The following is a 20,059-nucleotide window of genomic DNA, read 5'->3' on the forward strand; positions in this document are numbered from 1 at the left end:
GGTCGCGGCCGTGGCAGGCGACACACCGTCCCGGAAGCGGCGTCTGAGGCTCCCCGTGAAGCCCCGGACGCACAAGGGCGGCACAGGCCCGACAGAGGGCGCCCAGGAGGCTCCCGACGCCGGGCGGGCCGCCCCTCTGCCCTCCCTCGGTCCGGCGGACGACGAGCGGGGCCCCACGGCCTCGCTCGAAGGCGCCGCGACCCCCGGAGAGGACCGGGCACCGCTCCCCGCCGAGCGGGACGCCGAAGGGTCCGCGGACCCCGGGGCGACGAAGGACCGTGACGACCGCCGGAGCGGGAAGCGCGGCACCGTCAGGCGACTGGCCGATCCGGCGCGCACCCGGATCGACCGCATGAGGATCGACGCCTCGCGCATCGACGCGGTCCGTCGCGGCGTGGAGGGCGTCAGGCAGGGCGTGAAGCGGAGCGGCGACGGAGCCAAGGCGGGCATCGGCTATCTGGCCGACCGGCTGATCGACCTGGCCCCGCGCGTCCCCGTCCGCGACCTCGCGACCCTGCGCAAGCAGTTCCCCGGGCTCGGGCCCGAGGAGCTGGCCGACAAACTGGTCTCCGGCGCGGCCAACGCGAGCTCCACCGTCGGTGCCGGCATCGGCGCCGCCGCCATGCTCCCCGTACCGCCGGCCATGCCGGCCGAGCTGGCCGCGGAGATCACCGGCGTGGCCGCCATCGAGCTCAAGCTCATCGCCGAGCTCCACGAGGTCTACGGACTCCGGCCGCCCGGCACCCTTCCCCAGCGCTCGGCCGCCTATCTGGCCTCCTGGGCCGAGGAGCGGGGCATCGACCCCACCAAGCCCACGACGATCAACGCGGCCCTCGGCGGGCAGCTCAAGCGCGAACTGCGCCAGCAGATCATGAAGCGCATGGTGCGCAACCTGCCGAACCTCACCCCGTTCATGGTGGGCGCCGCCGTCGGAGCGGTCATGAACCGGCGCGACACCAGAAAGCTCGCCGGCCACATCCGCAAGGACCTCAGAGCCCGCCAGGTCCCCTGGGGGAAGCTGGCGGAGCTGCCCCCGCTGGAGCAGCCCGAGAACCCCAAGGAGCTGGGCTTCTAGGGCGTGCCCGGGCCGCGCGAGCGGCCCCGTGCCGGGCTCAGGCCTCGCCGCGCACCGCCTCCACGGCGGCCGCCAGGCCCTCCGGGTCACGGCTCGACAGGTACAGGTACGGCGTCGGGTCGGCCGGGTCCGTGACCTCGATCCGCACCGCCCGCGGCACATAGCTCCGCAGCAGCATGAAGGCGCGCGGATCGGCCTTGTGCGAGCGCCAGGCGCGCGCCTCCTCCTCGTCCAGCACCTCGACCGCCCCCAGGGCCGACACCGGCACCCGCGCCTCGCCCGCCACCAGCGAACCGGCCACCACCCGGATCCGGGCGGAGCCGTACGAGGACACCGCGACGCCGGCCGCGACGCCCGCCACGATCAGCCCGCCCAGCGTCGGCACCGTTCCCAGCGGGAAGGTGACGAGACCGCCGGAGAGCGCGAGCAGCACGACGATCACCCACCACGAACCGGGCACGGTCAGCCGCTCGTCGAAGCGCGGCGCCGCCGGGGACGCGGAGGACTCGGGGGAGGGGGCGGGAGACGAGGCGGAAGGCTGCATGCGTCCAGCTTGGCACGGCGCGACCCGGCCCCGGCCGCGCGGGTAAGGTCTGGGCCTGTGACTGCAACATCTGCCGCCCTCACCCCGCCGGCCGACGCCGTGGCGCCGACCCGGCACCCCGACGCGCCCGCCCCCGGCGAGGCACTCGGCTCGCACTACGGCCACTGCTTCGGGTGCGGCGACGGGCAGCCGCACGGGCTCCACCTGGACGCGCGCGCGGGAGAGGGCGTGACCGTCACCGCCGAGTTCACCGTGACCGCCGACCACCAGGGCGCCCCCGGCCTCGCCCACGGCGGCGTGCTCGCCACCGCGCTCGACGAGACCCTCGGCTCCCTGAACTGGCTGCTCCGCGTCATCGCCGTGACCGGCCGCCTGGAGACCGACTTCCGCAGGCCCGTCCCGGTCGGCACCGTCCTCCACCTCCAGGCCGAGGTCACCGCCGTCCACGGCCGCAAGATCTACTCGACCGCCACCGGCCGGATCGGCGGCCCCGACGGACCCGTCGCCGTCCGCGCCGACGCCATGTTCGTCGAGGTCAAGGTCGACCACTTCATCGACAACGGCCGGCCGGAGGAGATCCGCGCCGCCATGGCCGATCCCGACCAGCTCCGGCGCGCCCGCGCCTTCGAGGTGAACCCCTGATGCGCCCTCCCGTCGACGTGCTGATCCGCCGGGTGGACCCGGACGTGCCCATCCCGGCCTACGGCCACCCCGGCGACGCCGGTGCCGACCTCGTCACCACCGAGGCCGCCGTCCTCGCCCCCGGGGAGCGCGCCGTGCTGCCCACCGGGGTCTCCGTCGCCCTCCCCGACGGCTACGCCGCCTTCGTCCACCCGCGGTCGGGACTGGCCGCGCGCTGCGGAGTCGCGCTCGTGAATGCCCCAGGGACGGTCGATGCCGGGTACCGTGGAGAGATCAAGGTGATCGTGGTCAATCTCGACCCGCGCGAGAGCGTGCGGTTCGAGCGCTTCGACCGGATTGCCCAACTGGTCGTCCAGCAGGTCGAGAAGGTGCGCTTCCACGAGGTGGCGGAGCTTCCCGGCTCGGCGCGGGCCGAGGGGGGCTTCGGGTCCACCGGCGGTCATGCCGCCGTGGACGGCACGACGGGTGGGAATCGATACGCTTCGGTCGTATCCGACCGGGAAGGACAGTGACGTGTTCGGACGTCGCAAGAAGAGCGGTGCCGCCGACGCGGCGGGCGAGGCCGAGCAGGTCGTCGACGCCGTGGCCGGCGAGGACTCCGCGGAAGCGGCCGACCAGCCGCGCAAGGTGAACCTTCCGCCGGCGCCCCGGCCCGACGGTCCCTGGGACATCTCCGAGGTCGCGAAGCCCGAGGAGGGCCGCGTCGACCTCGGCGGCCTGTACGTCCCCGGTGTCGAGGGCATGGAACTCCGCGTGGAGGTGGCGGGCGACGCGATCGTCGCCGCGACCGTCGTGCTGCGCGACAGCGCCGTACAGCTCCAGGCGTTCGCCGCGCCCAAGAAGGAGGGCATCTGGGGCGAGGTCCGCGAGGAGATCGCCACCGGCATCGTCCAGCAGGGCGGCGCGATCGACGAGGTCGAGGGCCCCCTCGGCTGGGAGCTGCGCGCGCAGGTCCCCGTCCAGCTGCCCGACGGCAACCGCGGCGTGCAGATCGTGCGCTTCGTCGGCGTCGACGGCCCGCGCTGGTTCCTGCGCGGCGTCATCTCCGGCCAGGGCGCGGTGCAGCCCGAGGCCGCCGGCCTCCTGGAGCAGATCGTCCGGGACACCGTCGTCGCCCGCGGCGACGGCCCGATGGCCCCGCGCGACCCGATCGTCCTCAAGCTGCCGAACGACGCGCAGATGGTGCCGGACGGCGTCCAGCAGGAGGAGCAGGCCGGGTCCCGCTTCTCCGGCGGCATGGGCCAGCTCCAGCGCGGCCCGGAGATCTCCGAGATCCGCTGACCCGCCCCGGGGCCGTCGCGGCCCGGGAAGGAGTCGGTCCGGTGGGCCGTCGCCCGTACGCACGTCGTACGGGCGACGGCCCACCGGCCGTTTCGCGCCCCGGTCCCGCGCTTCCCCTACGGGTCCTCCCCCGTCCGGAGTGCGGGATGGGGCGTCCGGACTTCGGGGTCGGGTCGGGGTTCCCGGCTCTGGCCCCGGTGCGGGCGGCCGACCATACTGGACTGCGCAGGTGTTCGAGGAGGGGGACGCAGATGAGCGAGAACAGCACGCGGTCCGCGACGGCCGTCGCCGAGGACCCGGCCGGGGGGCCGATGATCCGGGTCGAAGGGCTGCGCCGGACGTTCGGTGAGGGCGAGGCCGCCGTCCACGCCCTCAAGGGCGTCTCCTTCGAGATCCCGCGCGGCGAGCTGGTCGCCCTCAGGGGCCGCTCCGGCTCCGGCAAGACCACCCTGCTCAACCTGGTCGGCGGCCTCGACAGCGCCGACGGCGGCCGGATCGTCATCGACGGCACCGACCTCTCCACCCTCGGCGAGGACGGACTCCTGGAGCTGCGCCGGGACCGCATCGGCTTCATCTTCCAGTCCTTCGGCCTGCTGCCGATCCTCTCCGCCGCCGAGAACGTCGGCGTCCCGCTGCGGCTGCGGAAGGCGGACCCGGCCGAGCGGGAGGAGCGGGTGGCCCTGCTGCTCGCCCTCGTGGGCCTCGCCGACCACGCCGACCAGCGCCCCGGAGAGCTCTCCGGCGGCCAGCAGCAGCGGGTCGCCATCGCCCGCGCCCTCGCCAACAAGCCGGCCCTGCTCATCGCCGACGAGCCGACCGGCCAGCTCGACGCCGAGACGGGCCTCGCCGTGATGGAGCTGCTGCGGGCGGTGGTCCGCAGCGAGGGCTGCACCGCCCTCGTCGCCACCCACGACCACCAGCTCCTCGGCCTCGCCGACCGGGTCCTCGAACTCCGCGACGGGGAGATAGCCGAGGCCTGAGCCCCGGCGGGACGGCCGGCGCTCAGGCCGGCCGGGCCGGTGCGGGCCGACCGCGCCGACGGGCATCAGGATCACGTCAATACCGCGTCGGGGTGCTCCTCCGGGTGCGGAATGTCCGATCGGCCGGACGTATGGTCGGTCCATGGGACGTGGCAAGCTTCGGATCTACCTCGGCGCGGCGCCCGGCGTCGGCAAGACGTACGCGATGCTCGCCGAGGCCCACCGCAGGGTGGAGCGCGGCACCGACTGCGTCGTCGGCTTCGTCGAGCACCACGGCCGGCCGCGCACCGAGGTGCTGCTGCACGGCCTGGAGCAGGTGCCCCGGCGCGAGCTCGAACACCGCGGCGGAGTCTTCACCGAGATGGACGTCGACGCCGTCCTCGCCCGCCGTCCCGCCGTCGCCCTCGTCGACGAGCTCGCCCACACCAACGTCCCCGGCTCACGGAACTCCAAGCGCTGGCAGGACGTCGCCGAACTGCTCGCCGCCGGCATCGACGTCGTCTCGACCGTGAACATCCAGCACCTGGAGTCCCTCGGCGACGTCGTCGAGGCGATCACCGGCGTCCGGCAGCAGGAGACCGTCCCGGACGAGATCGTCCGCCGCGCCGACCAGATCGAACTGGTCGACATGTCGCCCGAGGCCCTGCGCCGCCGCATGGCCCACGGCAACGTCTACACCTCCGACAAGGTCGACGCCGCCCTCTCCAACTACTTCCGCCCCGGCAACCTCACCGCCCTGCGGGAGCTCGCCCTCCTCTGGACCGCCGACCGGGTCGACGAGTACCTCCGGCAGTACCGCGGCGAGCACAACATCCGCTCCACCTGGCAGGCCCGCGAGCGGATCGTCGTCGGTCTCACCGGCGGCCCCGAGGGCCGCACCCTGATACGACGCGCCACCCGGCTCGCCGAGAAGGGCGCGGGCGGCGAGGTCCTCGCCGTCTACATAGCGCGCAGCGACGGCCTCACCGCCGCCTCGCCGAAGGAGCTGGCCGTCCAGCGCACCCTCGTCGAGGACCTCGGCGGCACCTTCCACCACGTCATCGGCGACGACATACCGACCGCCCTCCTGGAGTTCGCCCGCGGGGTCAACGCCACCCAGATCGTCCTCGGCTCCAGCCGCCGCCGCACTTGGCAGTACGTCCTCGGGCCCGGCGTCGGCCAGACCGTCGCCCGCGAGTCCGGCCCCGACCTGGACGTCCACATCGTCACCCACGGCGAGGTCGCCAAGGGCCGGGGACTCCCCGTCGCCCGCGGCGCCCGGCTCGGCCGCTCCCGGATCCTCGGCGGCTGGCTCGTCGGCGTCGCCGGACCGGTGACGCTCGCGCTCCTCCTCACCCACACCGACGCCGACCTCGGCCTCGCCAACGACATGCTCCTCTTCCTGGCGCTCACCGTCGGCTCGGCCCTGCTCGGCGGCTTCCTGCCGGCGCTCGCCTCCGCGGCCGTCGGCTCCCTCCTCCTGAACTGGTTCTTCACCCCGCCGATCCACCGGATCACCATCGCCGACCCACTGAACATCGTCGCCATCGCGGTCTTCCTCGGCGTCGCGATGGCCGTCGCCTCCGTCGTCGACCTCGCCGCCCGCCGCACCCACCAGGCCGCCCGGCTGCGGGCGGAGTCCGAGGTCCTCTCCTACCTCGCAGGCAGCGTGCTGCGCGGCGAGACCAGCCTCGACGCCCTTCTGGAACGGGTCCGCGAGACCTTCTCCATGGAGTCCGTCGCCCTGCTCGAACGGGCCGACGGCGCCGAGCCCTGGCAGCGGGCCGCCGCCGTCGGGCCCCACCCGGCTGCCCGGCCCGAGGACGCCGACGTGGACATGCCGGTCGGCGACCACCTCGCCCTCGCCCTCAGCGGACGGGTCCTGCCCGCCGAGGACCGCCGGGTGCTCGGCGCCTTCGCCGCCCAGGCCGCCGTCGTCCTCGACCGGCAGCGGCTCGTCGGCGAGGCCGAGGAGGCGCGCAAGCTGGCCGAGGGCAACAAGATCCGCACCTCCCTGCTCGCCGCCGTCAGCCACGACCTGCGCACCCCGCTCGCCGGCATCAAGGCCTCCGTCAGCTCCCTCCGCTCGGACGACGTCGAATGGTCCGAGGAGGACCGGGCCGAGCTCCTGGAGGGCATCGAGGCCGGCGCCGACCGCCTCGACCACCTCGTCGGGAACCTCCTCGACATGTCCCGCCTCCAGACCGGCACGGTCACCCCGCTGATCCGCGCCGTCGACCTCGACGAGGTCGTCCCCATGGCCCTCGGCGGCGTCCCGGACGGCAGCGCCGAGGCCGACGTCCCCGAGACCCTGCCGATGGTCGAGGTCGACAAGGGACTCCTCGAACGGGCCGTCGCCAACATCGTCGAGAACGCCGTCACCTACAGCCCCGACGGCGTCCCCGTCGCCGTCACCGCCAGCACCCTCGGCGACCGGGTCGAACTCCGGGTCGTCGACCGCGGCCCCGGCGTCCCCGACGAGTCCAAGGACGGCATCTTCGAGCCCTTCCAGCGCTTCGGCGACGCCCCGCGCGGCTCCGGCGTCGGCCTCGGGCTCGCCGTCGCCCGCGGCTTCGTGGAGGCCATGGGCGGCACCCTCAGCGCCGAGGACACCCCGGGCGGCGGCCTCACCATGGTGCTGACCCTCCGGGCCGCCGGGGGCACCGCACCGCCGCCCGCCGCCGGGCTGCCGGCCCGCACCATGGGCTGAGCCCCCGCCCTCCGCCCCGTACCCGCGCCGAACCCCCGCGCCCCGTCCCGTACCCCTCCCGCGGAAGTCCCCGTGGAACGCCCGCGCCGCCTCCGTACAGCAGGAACAGCTCCAGAGAAGGAAGGCCCCCGCCATGACCCGGGTCCTCGTGGTCGACGACGAGCCACAGATCGTCCGCGCCCTGGTGATCAACCTCAAGGCGCGGAAGTACGAGGTCGACTCGGCCCCCGACGGCGCCACCGCCCTCAAGCTCGCCGCCGAACGCCACCCCGACGTCGTCGTCCTCGACCTCGGCCTGCCCGACATCGACGGCGTCGACGTCATCAAGGGGCTGCGCGGCTGGACCCGGGTCCCGATCATCGTGCTCTCCGCCCGCCACACCTCCGACGAGAAGGTCGAGGCCCTCGACGCGGGCGCCGACGACTACGTCACCAAGCCCTTCGGCATGGACGAGCTCCTCGCCCGGCTGCGCGCCGCCGTCCGCCGCGCCGAGCCCGTCGGCGGCGCCGAGGACGGGGTCGTCGTGGTCGAGACCGAGCACTTCACCGTCGACCTCGCCGCCAAGAAGGTCCACCGCGACGGGCGGGACGTCCGGCTCACCCCGACCGAGTGGCACCTCCTGGAGGTCCTGGTCCGCAACGGCGGCCGCCTCGTCAGCCAGAAGCAGCTCCTCCAGGAGGTCTGGGGCCCCTCCTACGGCACCGAGACCAACTACCTGCGGGTCTACATGGCCCAGCTGCGCCGCAAGCTGGAGACCGACCCCTCGCACCCGCGCCACTTCGTCACCGAGCCGGGCATGGGGTACCGCTTCGAACGTTGAGACGGGCCCGCTCCCGTCCAGGCCGCGGCCGGTACGCTTTTGGGTATGAGTGCTGCACCCCGTACCGACAGGCCGGCAGGCCGGTTCCGCCGGATGCTCGACCGGCTCTCCTCCTCGCCGGAGGACCTGGAGTCGGAGGAGCTCCAGGAGGACACGGCCGCCTCGGGCTGCACGCGGATCTCCGACTGCGACGACCGCCAGATAGTCAAGGTCACTGGTACCTTGCGCACGGTCACGCTGCGCCCCAGGGCCGGTGTCCCGGCGCTCGAGGCCGAGCTGTTCGACGGCACGGCACCCCTGGACGTCGTCTGGCTGGGCCGGCGCTCCATCGTGGGCATCGAGCCGGGCCGCAAGCTGATCGCCTCCGGCCGGATCTCCATGAGCCACGGCCGGCGGGTCCTCTTCAACCCCAAATACGAGCTCCGACCGCTCGGACAGGAGTAGCCGGTGACGTCCGTCGACAAGCCGACCACCGCACCCCCGACCCCGGATCAGGACGCCCGGACCGACAGGGCGGTGACCGAGGCCGCGCTCTTCGAGGCGTTCGGCGGCGTCCGCGGCATGGTCGAGACGGTCCTGCCCGGACTGCTCTTCGTCACGATCTACACGATCAACAAGGACCTGAAGAGCTCGGCCATCGCCGCGCTCGCCGTCTCCCTCCTGCTCGTCGTCGTCCGGCTCGCCCGCCGCGACACGGTCAAGCACGCCTTCAGCGGGGTCTTCGGCGTCGGCTTCGGCGTCGTCTTCGCGATGATGACCGGCAACGCCAAGGACTTCTACCTGCCCGGCATGCTGTACACGCTGGGCCTCGGTCTCGCGTACATCGTCACCACGCTCGCCGGCGTCCCGCTGATCGGCCTCATCCTCGGCCCCGTCTTCAAGGAGAACCTCTCCTGGCGGACCCGGAACCCCGGCCGCAAGAAGGCCTACGCGAAGGCCAGCTGGGCCTGGGGCCTGATCCTGCTCGCCAAGTGCGCGATCCTCTTCCCGCTCTACTGGTGGGCCGACACCACCCAGCTCGGCTGGGTCCTCGTCGCCCTGAAGATCCCGCCCTTCCTGCTCGCGGTCTACCTCACCTGGGTCTTCCTGGCGAAGGCGCCGCCGCCGATCGACGTCTTCGCCGAGATGGAGGCGGAGGAGAAGGCCGAGAAGGAACGCGAGGCCGCGGCCGCGAACCGTTCCGAGGCCTGACCCGCTCGCGCGGGGGCGCCGTCGCGGCGCCCGATCCGCCGCCGGCCGGGACGGCCGTACCGACGCGTGATCCGGTTCGGCCGAGGGCCGCACCGAGGCCTGATCCGGGCCGGCCGGGGCCGTGTCGGCACGTGACCTCGTCGGGCCCGGGGCCGTACCGTGCTCCGGTCGGGCCGGGGCCCGTACCGCAGCCCGATCCGGCACCGGGCCGTACCCGGTGCGACCTGATCTGACCTGACCTGACCTGACCTGACCTGACCTGACCTGACCCGATCCGGCCCGGCTCCCGAGCCGTGGCGGACCCCGGTCCGGGAGCGTCGCTCGGGGCCGTACGGCTGCCCGGCCCCGGGGCCGTAGCGACGCCCGGGCCGCCGGCCGTGTCGGTCGCGGCCGTACGCGGAAGGGCCCGGGACCTGCGCAGGTCCCGGGCCCTTCCGCGTACGGTGCGGTGGCGCTACTCCGTCGGCTCGCGGCGGACCTGGAGGAGCTCCTCCAGCTGCTCCTCGCGGGCCTGCGCCGCGACGAACAAGAGCTCGTCGCCGGCCTCCAAGGTCTCCTCGGGACTCGGCGTCAGCACCCGCGAACCGCGGATGATCGTCACCAGCGAGGTGTCCTGCGGCCAGGGGACCTCGCCCACCTGCGTACCGGCCACCGCCGACTCCGGCGGCAGCGTCAGCTCCACCAGGTTGGCGTCGCCGTGGCTGAAGCGGAGCAGCCGGACCAGGTCGCCGACGCTCACCGCCTCCTCCACCAGGGCCGACATCAGACGCGGCGTGGAGACGGCGACGTCCACGCCCCAGGACTCGTTGAACAGCCACTCGTTCTTCGGGTTGTTCACCCGGGCGACCACCCGGGGCACCCCGTACTCGGTCTTCGCGAGCAGCGAGACGACCAGGTTCACCTTGTCGTCGCCGGTGGCCGCGATGACCACGTTGCAGCGCTGGAGCGCCGCCTCGTCCAGCGAGGTGATCTCGCAGGCGTCGGCGAGCAGCCACTCCGCCTGCGGCACCCGCTCCACCGAGATGGCGGTCGGCGCCTTGTCGACGAGCAGGACCTCGTGACCGTTCTCCAGGAGCTCGCCGGCGATGGAACGGCCCACCGCGCCCGCGCCCGCAATCGCGACCCGCATCAGTGACCGCCCTCCTCGGGGCCTTCCGCGAAGGCCGCCTCGACCTTCGCGATCTCGTCGGTCCGCATCATCACGTGCACCAGATCGCCTTCCTGGAGCACCGTCTGCGAGCTCGGGATGACCGCCTCGCCCAGCCGGGTGAGGAAGGCGACCCGCACGCCGGTCTCGTCCTGCAGCCGGCTGATCTTGTGGCCGATCCAGGAGGGCGAGGTGTGCACCTCGGCGAGCTGGACACCGCCGCTGGGGTCGCTCCACAGCGGCTCCGCGCCCGACGGCAGCAGCCGGCGCAGCATCTGGTCGGCGGTCCACCGGACCGTCGCCACGGTGGGGATGCCCAGGCGCTGGTAGACCTCGGCGCGCCGGGGGTCGTAGATCCGCGCGGCCACGTTCTCGATGCCGAACATCTCGCGGGCCACCCGGGCCGCGATGATGTTGGAGTTGTCACCGCTGCTCACCGCGGCGAACGCACCGGCCTCCTCGATGCCCGCCTCGCGCAGCGTGTCCTGGTCGAAGCCCACACCGGTGACGCGCCGGCCTCCGAAGCCGGAGCCCAGGCGGCGGAAAGCCGTCGGGTCCTGGTCCACCACGGCGACCGTGTGGCCCTGCTGCTCCAGGGTCTGCGCGAGAGCGGCTCCCACTCGCCCGCAGCCCATGATGACGATGTGCACGTCCCCGTTACCCCGCACTCCTGATCGCCTTGCTGACCTGCGAAAACACCCTGCTCACAACTTTCCTCGCCCGATCGGCCCGGGCCGTGGCGGGCAACGCCCTGCCGGGTTGCCCGGTCCGAGCTTAAGCCGCAACGCGGAACGGGACCGCATCCGAGGGCCCCCGGAAAGATTCCGTATGGATTGGGGGTCGCGGTGAGGATGGCTCTTTTCGAACGCTTACGATCCTCTGTTGTGTCCAAACTGACCGATGTGCCCAAACGGATCCTGATCGGGCGGGCCCTGCGCAGCGACAAGCTCGGGGAGACCCTGCTCTCCAAGCGGATCGCCCTCCCCGTCTTCGCCTCCGACCCCCTCTCGTCGGTGGCGTACGCGCCGGGCGAGGTCCTCCTCGTCCTCTCCGTCGCCGGCCTGTCGGCCTACCACTTCAGCCCGTGGATCGCGCTGGCCGTGGTCGTCCTGATGTTCACCGTCGTGGCCTCGTACCGGCAGAACGTGCACGCGTACCCGAGCGGCGGCGGCGACTACGAGGTCGCGACCACGAACCTCGGACCGAAGGCCGGACTCACCGTCGCGAGCGCCCTGCTCGTCGACTACGTCCTCACCGTCGCCGTGTCGATCTCCTCCGGCATCGAGAACCTCGGCTCCGCGATCCCCTTCGTCGTCGAGCACAAGGTCGCCTGCGCCGTCGGCGTCATCGTCCTCCTCACCGTGATGAACCTCCGCGGCGTGAAGGAGTCCGGCAGCCTCTTCGCGGTTCCGACGTACGTCTTCGTCTTCGGCGTCTTCTGCATGATCGCCTGGGGCGCCTGGCGCGGCATCGTCCTCGACGACACCATGAAGGCCCCCACGGCCGACTTCGAGATCAAGCCGGAGCACCCGGGACTCGCCGGCTTCGCCCTGGTCTTCCTGCTGCTGCGCGCCTTCTCCTCCGGCTGTGCGGCCCTCACCGGCGTCGAGGCCATCTCCAACGGCGTCCCCGCCTTCCGCAAGCCGAAGTCGAAGAACGCCGCCACCACCCTCGCGCTCATGGGCGGCCTCGCCGTCACCATGTTCTGCGGCATCATCTTCCTCGCCGGGGCCACCGACGTGCGGATGGCCGAGAAGCCCGCCGAGGACCTGCTGCTCGACGGCGTCCCGGTCGGCGAGGGATACGTCCAGGACCCGGTCATCTCCCAGGTCGCGGCCGCCGTCTTCGGCGACGGCACGTTCTTCTTCATCCTGCTCGCCGCCGCCACCGCGCTCGTCCTCTTCCTGGCCGCGAACACCGCGTACAACGGCTTCCCGCTCCTCGGCTCGATCCTCGCCCAGGACCGCTACCTGCCGCGCCAGCTGCACACCCGCGGCGACCGGCTCGCCTTCTCCAACGGCATCGTGCTCCTCGCGGGCGCCGCCGCCCTCCTCGTCTGGGTCTACGGCGCGGACTCCACCCGCCTCATCCAGCTGTACATCGTCGGCGTCTTCGTCTCCTTCACGCTCAGCCAGATCGGCATGGTGCGGCACTGGAACCGGCACCTGACGACCGAGCGCGACCCGGCCAAGCGCCGCCACATGATCCGCTCCCGCGCGATCAACGCTTTCGGCGCCTTCTTCACCGGCCTCGTCCTCGTCGTCGTCCTCGCCACCAAGTTCACCCACGGCGCCTGGGTCGCCCTGCTCGGCATGGTGATCTTCTACGTGACGATGACCGCGATCCGCCGCCACTACGACTCCGTCGCCGCCGAGATCGCCGCCGCGGAAGAGCGCCCCGACGAGTACGTGCGCCCCTCCAGGGTCCGCTCCATCGTCCTCGTCTCCAAGCTCCACAAGCCCACCCTCCGTGCCCTCGCCTACGCGAAGCTGCTGCACGCCCACGAGCTGGAGGCGCTGACCGTCAACGTCGACCCGGCGGAGACCAAGGCGCTCCGGGAGGAGTGGGAGCGGCGCGGCATCAACGTGCCGCTGAAGATCCTCGACTCGCCGTACCGCGAGATCACCCGGCCGGTCATCGAGTACGTGAAGAACCTCCGCAAGGAGAGCCCGCGCGACGCCGTCTCCGTGTACATCCCCGAGTACGTCGTGGGCCACTGGTACGAGCACCTGCTCCACAACCAGTCCGCGCTCCGCCTCAAGGGCCGGCTGCTCTTCACCCCCGGCGTCATGGTCACCTCCGTCCCCTACCAGCTGCAGTCCTCCGAGGCCGCCAAGCGCCGGGCCCGGAAGCGCCAGGACTGGAACGCGCCGGGCTCGGTCCGCCGCGGACCGGTCGAGAAGGCCAGGAAGGAATCGGCCGGGAAGAGCAACTAGACTGGTGGGCTGCTGTCCGAACAGCAGCCCGCTTTTCCTCCCCCCTCTGGCTCTGGAGTCCCCGATCATGCAGAACACCCCTGTGAAGTCCCTGATCGGGGAGGAGTACGAGGTCGAGGTCGGCCCGGTGGCCCACGGCGGCCACTGCATCGCGCGGACGGAGGAGGGCCGCGTCCTCTTCGTGCGCCACGCGCTGCCGGGCGAGCGCGTCCGGACCCGCGTCACCGAGGGCGACGAGAGCAGCCGCTTCCTGCGCGCCGACGCCGTCGAGATCCTCGACGCCTCCAAGGACCGCATCGAGGCGCCCTGCCCCTTCGCCGGGCCCGGCAAGTGCGGCGGCTGCGACTGGCAGCACGCCAAGCCGGGCGCCCAGCGCCGCCTCAAGGGCGAGGTGATCGCCGAGCAGCTGAAGCGGCTCGCGGGCCTCACCCCGGAGGAGGCCGGCTGGGACGGCACCGTCGTCCCCGCGGAGGGCGACAAGCTCCCGGCGGGCGAGGTCCCGCAGTGGCGCACCCGCGTCCAGTACGCCATCGACGCCGACGGCCGCGCGGGCCTGCGCAAGCACCGCTCGCACGAGGTCGAGGTCATCGACCACTGCATGATCGCGGCCCAGGGCGTCTCGGAGCTCGGCATCGAGGCCCGCACCTGGGAGGGCATGGCCACCGTCGAGGCGATCGCCGCCTCCGGCTCCCACGACCGCCAGGTCATCCTCACCCCCCGCCCCGGCGCCCGCCTTCCGCTCGTCGAGCTCGACAAGCCGGTCTCGGTGCTGCGCGTCGACGAGAAGGACGGCGGCGTCCACCGCGTCCACGGCCGCGCCTTCGTCCGCGAGCGCGCCGACGAGCGCACCCACCGCGTCGGCAGCGGCGGCTTCTGGCAGGTCCACCCGAAGGCCGCCGACACCCTCATGAAGGCCGTCATGCAGGGCCTCCTCCCGCGCAAGGGCGACACCGCCCTCGACCTCTACTGCGGCGTCGGCCTCTTCGCCGGAGCCCTCGCCGACCGCGTCGGCGAGCAGGGCGCGGTCCTCGGCATCGAGTCCGGCAAGCGCGCCGTCGAGGACGCCCGCCACAACCTGGCCGCCTTCCCGCGCGTCCGCGTCGAACAGGGCAAGGTCGAGTCGGTCCTCCCGCGCACCGGCATCACCGAGGTCGACCTCATCGTCCTCGACCCCCCGCGCGCCGGCGCCGGCAAGCAGACCGTCCACCACCTCGCCGGCCTCGGCGCCCGCCGCATCGCCTACGTCGCCTGCGACCCGGCCGCCCTCGCCCGCGACCTCTCCTACTTCGCCGAACGCGGCTACCGGGTCAGGACCCTGCGCGCTTTCGACCTGTTCCCGATGACGCACCATGTGGAGTGCGTGGCGATTCTGGAGCCTGCCGACAAGGGTCGCTGAGCCGCCGTTCTTCCGGTTGTCCGTGAGGGGTGGCGTGGGCTGGGGCCGACCGGGGTGACGCACGTCTGAGGCGGGAGGGCCACGCGGAATCCGGCCCTCCCGCGTGGTGAGCGGAAGGGGTGGGCGCACGCGCCCGCGGGGGCCTCATCGACGCCTGCACCGTCTGCCTCCGCCCGGTCGCCAGGGACGAGTGAGGGCCGTGGACGTGTGAGGTGTCCCATCGCGCGCGTACACGCGATGAACAGCGGGCTCGGTTCGCCCAGAAGGTCCTCCCGGTGCTGCTGGGGGCGGCGACCTCCTCCGAGTGAGGGTGTTCTTCTGTGGCACGAGCGCATCGCTCACGGCGGCGACGGTGACGCAGCGGCAGGCAGCGGCCTCCCCCTTGCCCTGCGTGCAGGAGGCCGACGCCCCGGCGTGGTTGGTCCGGAGCCCGCTACTTCGCCCCTGCGCCCCGTGTCGCACCTGCTGATCCGTGCGATCTCCCTGAAACGCGGCTACTCAGGGGGCTTGCCGCACTGCTTGTGGAACGGGCCTGTCGATGGTTCGGGCGTCGGGGGGTGGGGCAGGCCGGGCTTCAATCAGATCCTCCTGGCGGCCGGTGAAGTAAGCCTTTCTCCTGCGCGGTTGCAAAGCGGCGGGTCGCCTCGCTGTTCGTCGTGGACGATCACCCTTCCTCTTCGGCCGTGCTCGGGGGAGAGGCTTTCTCGGACGTCCTCGCTTCGGCGGCTCGGAATTCTGGAGTCCTCCTTGAGTTCCTCTGGAGAAAGGAGAGGAGGTGGAGACGGTATGTGCGGAGCGTGGGGTTCAGTCGGTGGTCACCTTGGAGGCGTGAGGGGGTCTCTGAGGGAGCGGGATAAACCGACTTACCTGTTTTGTTTTCTGTGGGGGAGGGGTGGCTCGGGGAGAGGTGGGGGAGCAAAAGGGCTTTGTAGCGGGTCGGGGAGCCGTTCAACGCGCCCTGCTGGAGCGGTGGATGAGGGCGAGCGGCTCATAAGAGGCAGTGTTGTATGATTCCGCGTGGCTTTCACGCCCGGGGGTAGCAGATTCGACCGATGTCATGAAAAGAGGGCCCATGCAGACCAGGTCGCACCGGACCCGGCAAGCCCTTGTGCGGGCCATGGCCGAGCTGGTCGCGGACGGGCCGCCCGCGGACGCGGGACTGGTCAACGTCTGTGAGCGGGCCGGGGTGAGCAGGGGGGCGCTCTACCACCACTTCGCCTCCACCGCGATGCTGGCCGCCGCGGTGTACGAGGAAGCCCACCACCGGATCGTCGTGCTCATGGACGAGGCGTTCAGCCGGGAGTCGGCGGAGGCCTTACGGACCTTCCTCGTCGCCCTGGGCGAGTCGCTGCGCACGGACCCGCTCGTGCGGGCGGGGATGAAGCTCGCGGGCGACGGGACGTTCCGGTCGCCCCGGCTGCGGGACCAGATGCTGGCCATGCTCCACGAGCGTCTCGTGCTCTCCGGGCGGCGGACGGCGTTCCCGGGGGAGGACCTCGCCGACCTCGCCGTGCTGCTCGCCGCGGGCGTGGAGTCCCAGGGGCGCAGCGACCCCAAGTGGTGGGAAGGGCACAGTGTGGACCGGCTGTGGCCCGTGCTTCAGGCGCTGTTCGAGCCCGGAGAGGCCGCGGAGGGGCGTGGGGCGGGGCGGACAGCGCCCTCGGTGCCGGCGCCGGGCGGTTCCGGGTGGCCCTCAGTCAGATGAGGGCCGCGGGGCGCGCGTCGGCGGTGTGGTCCGCAGGCGGCTGATGAGGCCCGGCGTGGCCAGGCCGGGCAGGACGAACCGCCAGAGGGCGCCGACCCGGTCGATCAGGTCGGCGCGCCCGCTGTACGCCTGGTCCATGGTCTGGACGCCGGTGTAGGCGCCGACGATGAAGAGCGTCGCCTCGTCGATGTCCAGGCCGGGCAGCATCTCGCCCTGCTGCATGGCCTGCCGCAGGAGGTTCCGTATGACCTCGATGGACTGCTCGTAACCGGTCTGGACGGCGGTGAACGAGGACTGTTCCACGGAGAGGCGGACACTGGCGCGGAGGGCGGGATCACGCTGCAGCTGCTGGGCGAACCTGAAGGTCAGGTCGATCAGGCTCTGGAGCTTCACCGGCTGCTCCTCCACCTCGAGGGCGTCGACGTGCATGTCGAGCAGGGCGAGGGCGATGGCTTCCTTCGACGGGAAGTGGTGGTACAGCGCCCCGCGGGTGAGGCCGGCCCGGGCGAGGATGTCGGTGGTGCTCGCCGAGTCGTAACCGCGCTCGTCGAACAGCTCCGCCGCGGCGGTGAGGATGGCGTGACGCGTCCGCAGTGCCCGTTCTTGTTTAGCCATTCCACTCTCTCGCCGCGAAGTTTTTGACAAACTTGTCTGTACTTTAACGCAACGTGAACGCGGCGGTGTGGCGGGCGGCGGGGGAGGAGCGTCGCCGGGCGGCCGTGTGCGGCCCGGTCACGGGCACCGGAGGCGGAAGCCGATGCCCCGGACGGTGTGGATCCACTCGCTGGAGCCGAGCTTGCCCCGGAGCGTTCCCACGTGGGTGTCGATGGTGCGGCCCTGGGCGGATCCGACGTCCCCCCAGACCTGGGCCATGATCTGGCGGCGCGAGATCACCGTGCCCGGCTGGGAGGCGAGCAGGAACAGCAGGTCGAACTCCTTGCGGGTCAGGTCCAGCGGTTCGCCGTCGAGAGTGGCCGTCCGCGCGTCGGCGTCGAGGCGCAGGCCCTGGTGGGCGGCGACGCGCGCCGGCGAGGTCTGACGGTGGACCCGCCGCATGACGGCCTCCATCCGGGCCAGCAACTCCCGGAAGCCGTAAGGCTTGACGAGGCAGTCGTCCGCCCCGGCGCGCAGGCCGAGGACCCGGTCGAGCTCGGAGTCGCGCGCGGTCACCGTGATGATGGGCGTCTCGCTGACGGTGCGGATGCCCCGGCACACCGCGAGGCCGTCGAGGTCCGGCAGGTCGAGGTCGAGCAGGACGAGGTCGGCGTCGCGGTGGAGACGGAGCGCCTGGGCGCCGTTCCTCGCGCTCTGCGTCACGTACCCCTGACTGCTCAGGCCTTGGCGGAGCAGGATGGCGTCGCGGGTGTTGGTCTCGACGACGAGGACACGCAGGCCCTTCTGGCCGAGAGGGGCGAGGGAGGAGGTGAAGTGGAGCCGGGAGGGGGCGCCCTGCGGGTGCCGCGGGCGCGGGCGTCCGGTCGGTGGAGCGAGGAGATCCACGGCCTGCCGATTCATCTGTTCCTCCTGAGGCGTGGCCGCAGCGGCTGAGGCGCCGCAGTCGGCGTGAGGACGATAACAAACAGACATGTCTGAATGTCAAGAGGGTTCCACCCCTGCGTGTCAAGGGTTCGGTGGGTGAGGGCACCTTGAGGAGCGGTGGAGGTGCTCCTCTTTGGTGACTCACTGTGACGACGGGTTCGGGATTCGGGGAGAACTTCATGGGGACCACGCAGACCGGTCTGTATGTTGTCTCCCGGAAGGTTTGCCGCAGCGGGGGGCGACGGCGTGCCGTAGGTGTCCCCTGCCCGCATACGACAGGAGCCCTACATGCCGCACTTCGTTGAGCAGTCGTCCACGACGCGGGTCAGGCGGACGGGACCGGCCCCGGTGGTCGAGCAGGCCTTACTCCGGGTCCCCGCGCAGCGCCTGACGTCGACGGTCCCGCGGGAGTACGTGCACCGCGCCGCGGTCTCCGAGGTCTTCCTGACGGGATGGGACGCCGTCGGCCCGCAGGGCGGTGCCGAGGCGTTCGCTGTCCGCGCCCAATGGCCGCGCAGCCACTCCCTGTTCGCCCGCGACGACGACTACCAGGACCCACTGCTCCTGGTCGAGTCGGTCAGACAGGTCGGATCGCTCCTCGCCCACGCCGAGTTCGACGTGCCCTTCGGCCACCAGTTCCTGATGCGGGACATGTCCGTCTCGCTCGAACCCGAGCTGCTCAGGGCGGGCGGCACCCCTACGGAGATCGTCCTCCGTACCGAGTGCCGGGACATCGTCCGCCGCAACGGAGCGCTGTCCTCCATGGGGTACGTCGTCGCCGTGGAGCGGGACGGCAGGAGACTCGGCACCGCGGAGGCCTCCTTCCGGTGCATGAGCCCCCAGGTGTTCCGGCGACTGCGCGGCGGCACCCCCACCCACAGCGACCGGCCGGTGCCCCCGGCCGTCGAGCCGGCCCTCGTGGGGCACACCAGCCCCCGGCACGTCGTGCTCGGCGTGCCCGCCCCGGGCGCCGTCGACCGCTGGGAACTGCGGGTCGACACCGCTCACCCGACCTACTTCGACCACCCGGTGGACCACGTCCCGGGCATGGTCCTGCTGGAGGCCGCCCGGCAGGCCGCGCACGCGGTCACCGGCCTTCCCGACGCGCTCGTGCTCGGCCTGAAGAGCACCTTCACCTCCTACGCCGAGTTCGAGGCGCCTTGCTGGATCGAGGCCCGGACCCTTCCGGGTGATCGCCCGGACGACGTACTGGTGAGGGTGGAAGGGATCCAGCGGGACAAGCCGGTCTTCACCACCGACCTGGTCGTGTCCCCGCGGAACCGCTGACCGACGTCCGCGACGAGGCAGGCGCGCACGTCCCCGAGTACGCCGTCGACTCGGGGGACGGCTCCGTCGGACGGACGTCGGCACCGCGACGTACCGCCCCGGGGGCGCACCCACCGCTCCGGGCCCGATGGACGGGCCGTCGGGCCCGGAGCTCTCGGCGAGGATCCGGCCCCCCGGCCCGGCGGCATCGCAGACTGCCACCGGCCGCCTGCCGGCCCCCGTGGAGCCCTGCGGCGGGGTCTTCCGCGGGCCGGCGCCGAGACGTGCGCGGCAGGCGGTTCAACCGGCGGTGGCCGGGTGTTCCGCCCCGTCGAACGCCCGCCGTGCCCGCTCCACCTCGGGAAGGTGCTCCGCCGACCAGTCGGCGAGGGAGGCGAACAGGGGCGCGAGGCTCCGGCCCAGGTCGCTGATCTCGTACTCCACGCGGGGCGGCACCTCCGGGTGGTACGTGCGCAGGACCAGGCCGTCCCGCTCCATCTGGCGCAGCCGCTGGGTCAGCACCTTGGGAGTGATGGTGCCGATGTTCCGGTGCAGTTCCACGAAGCGCTGGACGCCGTGGGTGTGGAGGGTCCAGAGGATGGGCGTGGTCCAGCGGCTGAAGACGAGGTCCACGACCGGAGCGATGGGGCACGCCTGCTCCGCCGCGCGGGTGTCGGCAAGGCTTCTCGGCAAGGCGGTCACCTTTCGGGACGTCGTTCTCCTCCGGGTGCTCACCCTATCGACGGTGACGGCCCTGTCGACGGTGACGGCCCTGTCGCCGCGTACGGCGGGGACCTGGGGGTGAGTCGCTTTCCTCTAGGTACCCACTGGTCCGCGGGTGTTAGCTT

General features: G+C 72.4%; 19 protein-coding genes. 13 read left to right on the top strand and 6 right to left on the bottom strand.

All coding sequences use genetic code 11. From position 1 onward, the window contains the following. Window positions 1-10 precede the first annotated feature (10 nt). Window positions 11-1,075, top strand: coding sequence for a hypothetical protein (locus tag ACFZCF_RS24885; RefSeq protein ID WP_391288873.1), 1,065 nt, complete (start codon window positions 11-13; stop codon window positions 1,073-1,075). Between the two features lie 37 nt (window positions 1,076-1,112). Here the strand turns inward: ACFZCF_RS24885 and ACFZCF_RS24890 are convergent, their stop codons facing one another. Beyond that, window positions 1,113-1,619, bottom strand: a complete 507-nt coding sequence (locus ACFZCF_RS24890) for a DUF3093 domain-containing protein (protein ID WP_388449431.1) — start codon at window positions 1,617-1,619, stop codon at window positions 1,113-1,115. A 57-nt stretch (window positions 1,620-1,676) separates the two neighbouring features. Between ACFZCF_RS24890 and ACFZCF_RS24895 the strand changes: the two genes are divergently transcribed. From ACFZCF_RS24895 to ACFZCF_RS24930, 8 genes are all read left to right on the top strand, one after another. After that, the gene (locus tag ACFZCF_RS24895) at window positions 1,677-2,261 is read left to right on the top strand and encodes a PaaI family thioesterase (protein ID WP_388449430.1); all 585 of its coding nucleotides are present in this window, start codon (window positions 1,677-1,679) and stop codon (window positions 2,259-2,261) included. Further along, window positions 2,261-2,773 (top strand): dUTP diphosphatase, encoded by a 513-nt coding sequence (gene dut, locus ACFZCF_RS24900; protein ID WP_388449429.1) that lies wholly within the window; start codon window positions 2,261-2,263, stop codon window positions 2,771-2,773. The genes ACFZCF_RS24895 and dut overlap by 1 nt, the downstream gene beginning before the upstream one ends. A gap of 1 nt (window position 2,774) precedes the next feature. Further along, window positions 2,775-3,542 carry a DUF3710 domain-containing protein gene (locus ACFZCF_RS24905; protein ID WP_388449428.1) on the top strand — a complete coding sequence of 256 codons (768 nt, stop codon included), beginning with the start codon at window positions 2,775-2,777 and terminating at the stop codon, window positions 3,540-3,542. A 251-nt stretch (window positions 3,543-3,793) separates the two neighbouring features. Further along, a complete protein-coding gene (locus ACFZCF_RS24910) occupies window positions 3,794-4,522 on the top strand; it encodes an ABC transporter ATP-binding protein (RefSeq protein ID WP_388449427.1) in 729 nt (242 codons plus the stop codon). A gap of 142 nt (window positions 4,523-4,664) precedes the next feature. Next, window positions 4,665-7,211: an ATP-binding protein gene (locus ACFZCF_RS24915; protein WP_391288878.1), complete on the top strand. Its 2,547-nt coding sequence runs from the start codon at window positions 4,665-4,667 to the stop codon at window positions 7,209-7,211. Between the two features lie 133 nt (window positions 7,212-7,344). Continuing rightward, window positions 7,345-8,031 (top strand): response regulator, encoded by a 687-nt coding sequence (locus ACFZCF_RS24920; protein ID WP_388449425.1) that lies wholly within the window; start codon window positions 7,345-7,347, stop codon window positions 8,029-8,031. 45 nt (window positions 8,032-8,076) lie between these two features. Then, window positions 8,077-8,475, top strand: a complete 399-nt coding sequence (locus tag ACFZCF_RS24925) for an OB-fold nucleic acid binding domain-containing protein (RefSeq protein WP_381860680.1) — start codon at window positions 8,077-8,079, stop codon at window positions 8,473-8,475. 3 nt (window positions 8,476-8,478) lie between these two features. Then, a complete protein-coding gene (locus ACFZCF_RS24930) occupies window positions 8,479-9,222 on the top strand; it encodes a DUF3159 domain-containing protein (protein ID WP_391288880.1) in 744 nt (247 codons plus the stop codon). Between the two features lie 454 nt (window positions 9,223-9,676). Here the strand turns inward: ACFZCF_RS24930 and ACFZCF_RS24935 are convergent, their stop codons facing one another. Beyond that, on the bottom strand, window positions 9,677-10,351 hold the full coding sequence (locus tag ACFZCF_RS24935) for a potassium channel family protein (RefSeq protein WP_388449423.1): 675 nt from the start codon (window positions 10,349-10,351) through the stop codon (window positions 9,677-9,679). Continuing rightward, window positions 10,351-11,019, bottom strand: a complete 669-nt coding sequence (locus tag ACFZCF_RS24940) for a TrkA family potassium uptake protein (protein ID WP_362185874.1) — start codon at window positions 11,017-11,019, stop codon at window positions 10,351-10,353. Before ACFZCF_RS24940 ends, ACFZCF_RS24935 begins: the two co-directional genes overlap by 1 nt. A gap of 234 nt (window positions 11,020-11,253) precedes the next feature. Here ACFZCF_RS24940 and ACFZCF_RS24945 point away from each other — a divergent pair, with 234 nt between their 5' ends. The 3 genes from ACFZCF_RS24945 to ACFZCF_RS24955 all read left to right on the top strand — a co-directional run bounded on the left by ACFZCF_RS24945 (window position 11,254) and on the right by ACFZCF_RS24955 (window position 16,406). Next, window positions 11,254-13,305, top strand: coding sequence for an APC family permease (locus ACFZCF_RS24945; RefSeq protein ID WP_388449422.1), 2,052 nt, complete (start codon window positions 11,254-11,256; stop codon window positions 13,303-13,305). A gap of 67 nt (window positions 13,306-13,372) precedes the next feature. Further along, a complete protein-coding gene (locus ACFZCF_RS24950; protein WP_391288883.1) occupies window positions 13,373-14,701 on the top strand; it encodes a TRAM domain-containing protein in 1,329 nt (442 codons plus the stop codon). 1,072 nt (window positions 14,702-15,773) lie between these two features. Beyond that, on the top strand, window positions 15,774-16,406 hold the full coding sequence (locus tag ACFZCF_RS24955) for a TetR family transcriptional regulator (RefSeq protein WP_391288885.1): 633 nt from the start codon (window positions 15,774-15,776) through the stop codon (window positions 16,404-16,406). Here ACFZCF_RS24955 and ACFZCF_RS24960 read toward each other — a convergent pair. Continuing rightward, a complete protein-coding gene (locus tag ACFZCF_RS24960; RefSeq protein WP_388449417.1) occupies window positions 16,395-17,021 on the bottom strand; it encodes a ScbR family autoregulator-binding transcription factor in 627 nt (208 codons plus the stop codon). The genes ACFZCF_RS24955 and ACFZCF_RS24960 overlap by 12 nt on opposite strands. A gap of 117 nt (window positions 17,022-17,138) precedes the next feature. Continuing rightward, a complete protein-coding gene (locus tag ACFZCF_RS24965; protein WP_391288887.1) occupies window positions 17,139-17,921 on the bottom strand; it encodes a response regulator in 783 nt (260 codons plus the stop codon). Window positions 17,922-18,233: 312 nt separating this feature from the next. Here ACFZCF_RS24965 and ACFZCF_RS24970 point away from each other — a divergent pair, with 312 nt between their 5' ends. Continuing rightward, entirely contained in the window at window positions 18,234-19,232 is a 999-nt protein-coding gene (locus ACFZCF_RS24970) for a ScbA/BarX family gamma-butyrolactone biosynthesis protein (protein ID WP_391288889.1), read from the top strand. Window positions 19,233-19,511: 279 nt separating this feature from the next. On the opposite strand, the gene ACFZCF_RS24975 is transcribed toward ACFZCF_RS24970, so the two are convergent. Further along, window positions 19,512-19,904 carry a winged helix-turn-helix transcriptional regulator gene (locus ACFZCF_RS24975; protein ID WP_388449414.1) on the bottom strand — a complete coding sequence of 131 codons (393 nt, stop codon included), beginning with the start codon at window positions 19,902-19,904 and terminating at the stop codon, window positions 19,512-19,514. Window positions 19,905-20,059: the final 155 nt, after the last annotated feature.

It is taken from the genome of Streptomyces sp. NPDC007945 (genome assembly GCF_042958885.1).
Lineage (GTDB): Bacteria > Actinomycetota > Actinomycetes > Streptomycetales > Streptomycetaceae > Streptomyces.

Excerpts from the sequence above, each read along its gene's own strand:
- ACFZCF_RS24910 (WP_388449427.1), top strand. The coding sequence starts at position 3,794 with ATGAGCGAGAACAGCACGCGGTCCGCGACGGCCGTCGCCGAGGACCCG.
- dut (WP_388449429.1), top strand. The coding sequence starts at position 2,261 with ATGCGCCCTCCCGTCGACGTGCTGATCCGCCGGGTGGACCCGGACGTG.
- ACFZCF_RS24970 (WP_391288889.1), top strand. The coding sequence starts at position 18,234 with ATGCCGCACTTCGTTGAGCAGTCGTCCACGACGCGGGTCAGGCGGACG.
- ACFZCF_RS24915 (WP_391288878.1), top strand. The coding sequence starts at position 4,665 with ATGGGACGTGGCAAGCTTCGGATCTACCTCGGCGCGGCGCCCGGCGTC.
- ACFZCF_RS24925 (WP_381860680.1), top strand. The coding sequence starts at position 8,077 with ATGAGTGCTGCACCCCGTACCGACAGGCCGGCAGGCCGGTTCCGCCGG.
- ACFZCF_RS24960 (WP_388449417.1), bottom strand. The coding sequence starts at position 17,021 with ATGGCTAAACAAGAACGGGCACTGCGGACGCGTCACGCCATCCTCACC.
- ACFZCF_RS24965 (WP_391288887.1), bottom strand. The coding sequence starts at position 17,921 with ATGAATCGGCAGGCCGTGGATCTCCTCGCTCCACCGACCGGACGCCCG.
- ACFZCF_RS24920 (WP_388449425.1), top strand. The coding sequence starts at position 7,345 with ATGACCCGGGTCCTCGTGGTCGACGACGAGCCACAGATCGTCCGCGCC.
- ACFZCF_RS24950 (WP_391288883.1), top strand. The coding sequence starts at position 13,373 with ATGCAGAACACCCCTGTGAAGTCCCTGATCGGGGAGGAGTACGAGGTC.
- ACFZCF_RS24935 (WP_388449423.1), bottom strand. The coding sequence starts at position 10,351 with ATGCGGGTCGCGATTGCGGGCGCGGGCGCGGTGGGCCGTTCCATCGCC.
- ACFZCF_RS24890 (WP_388449431.1), bottom strand. The coding sequence starts at position 1,619 with ATGCAGCCTTCCGCCTCGTCTCCCGCCCCCTCCCCCGAGTCCTCCGCG.
- ACFZCF_RS24955 (WP_391288885.1), top strand. The coding sequence starts at position 15,774 with ATGCAGACCAGGTCGCACCGGACCCGGCAAGCCCTTGTGCGGGCCATG.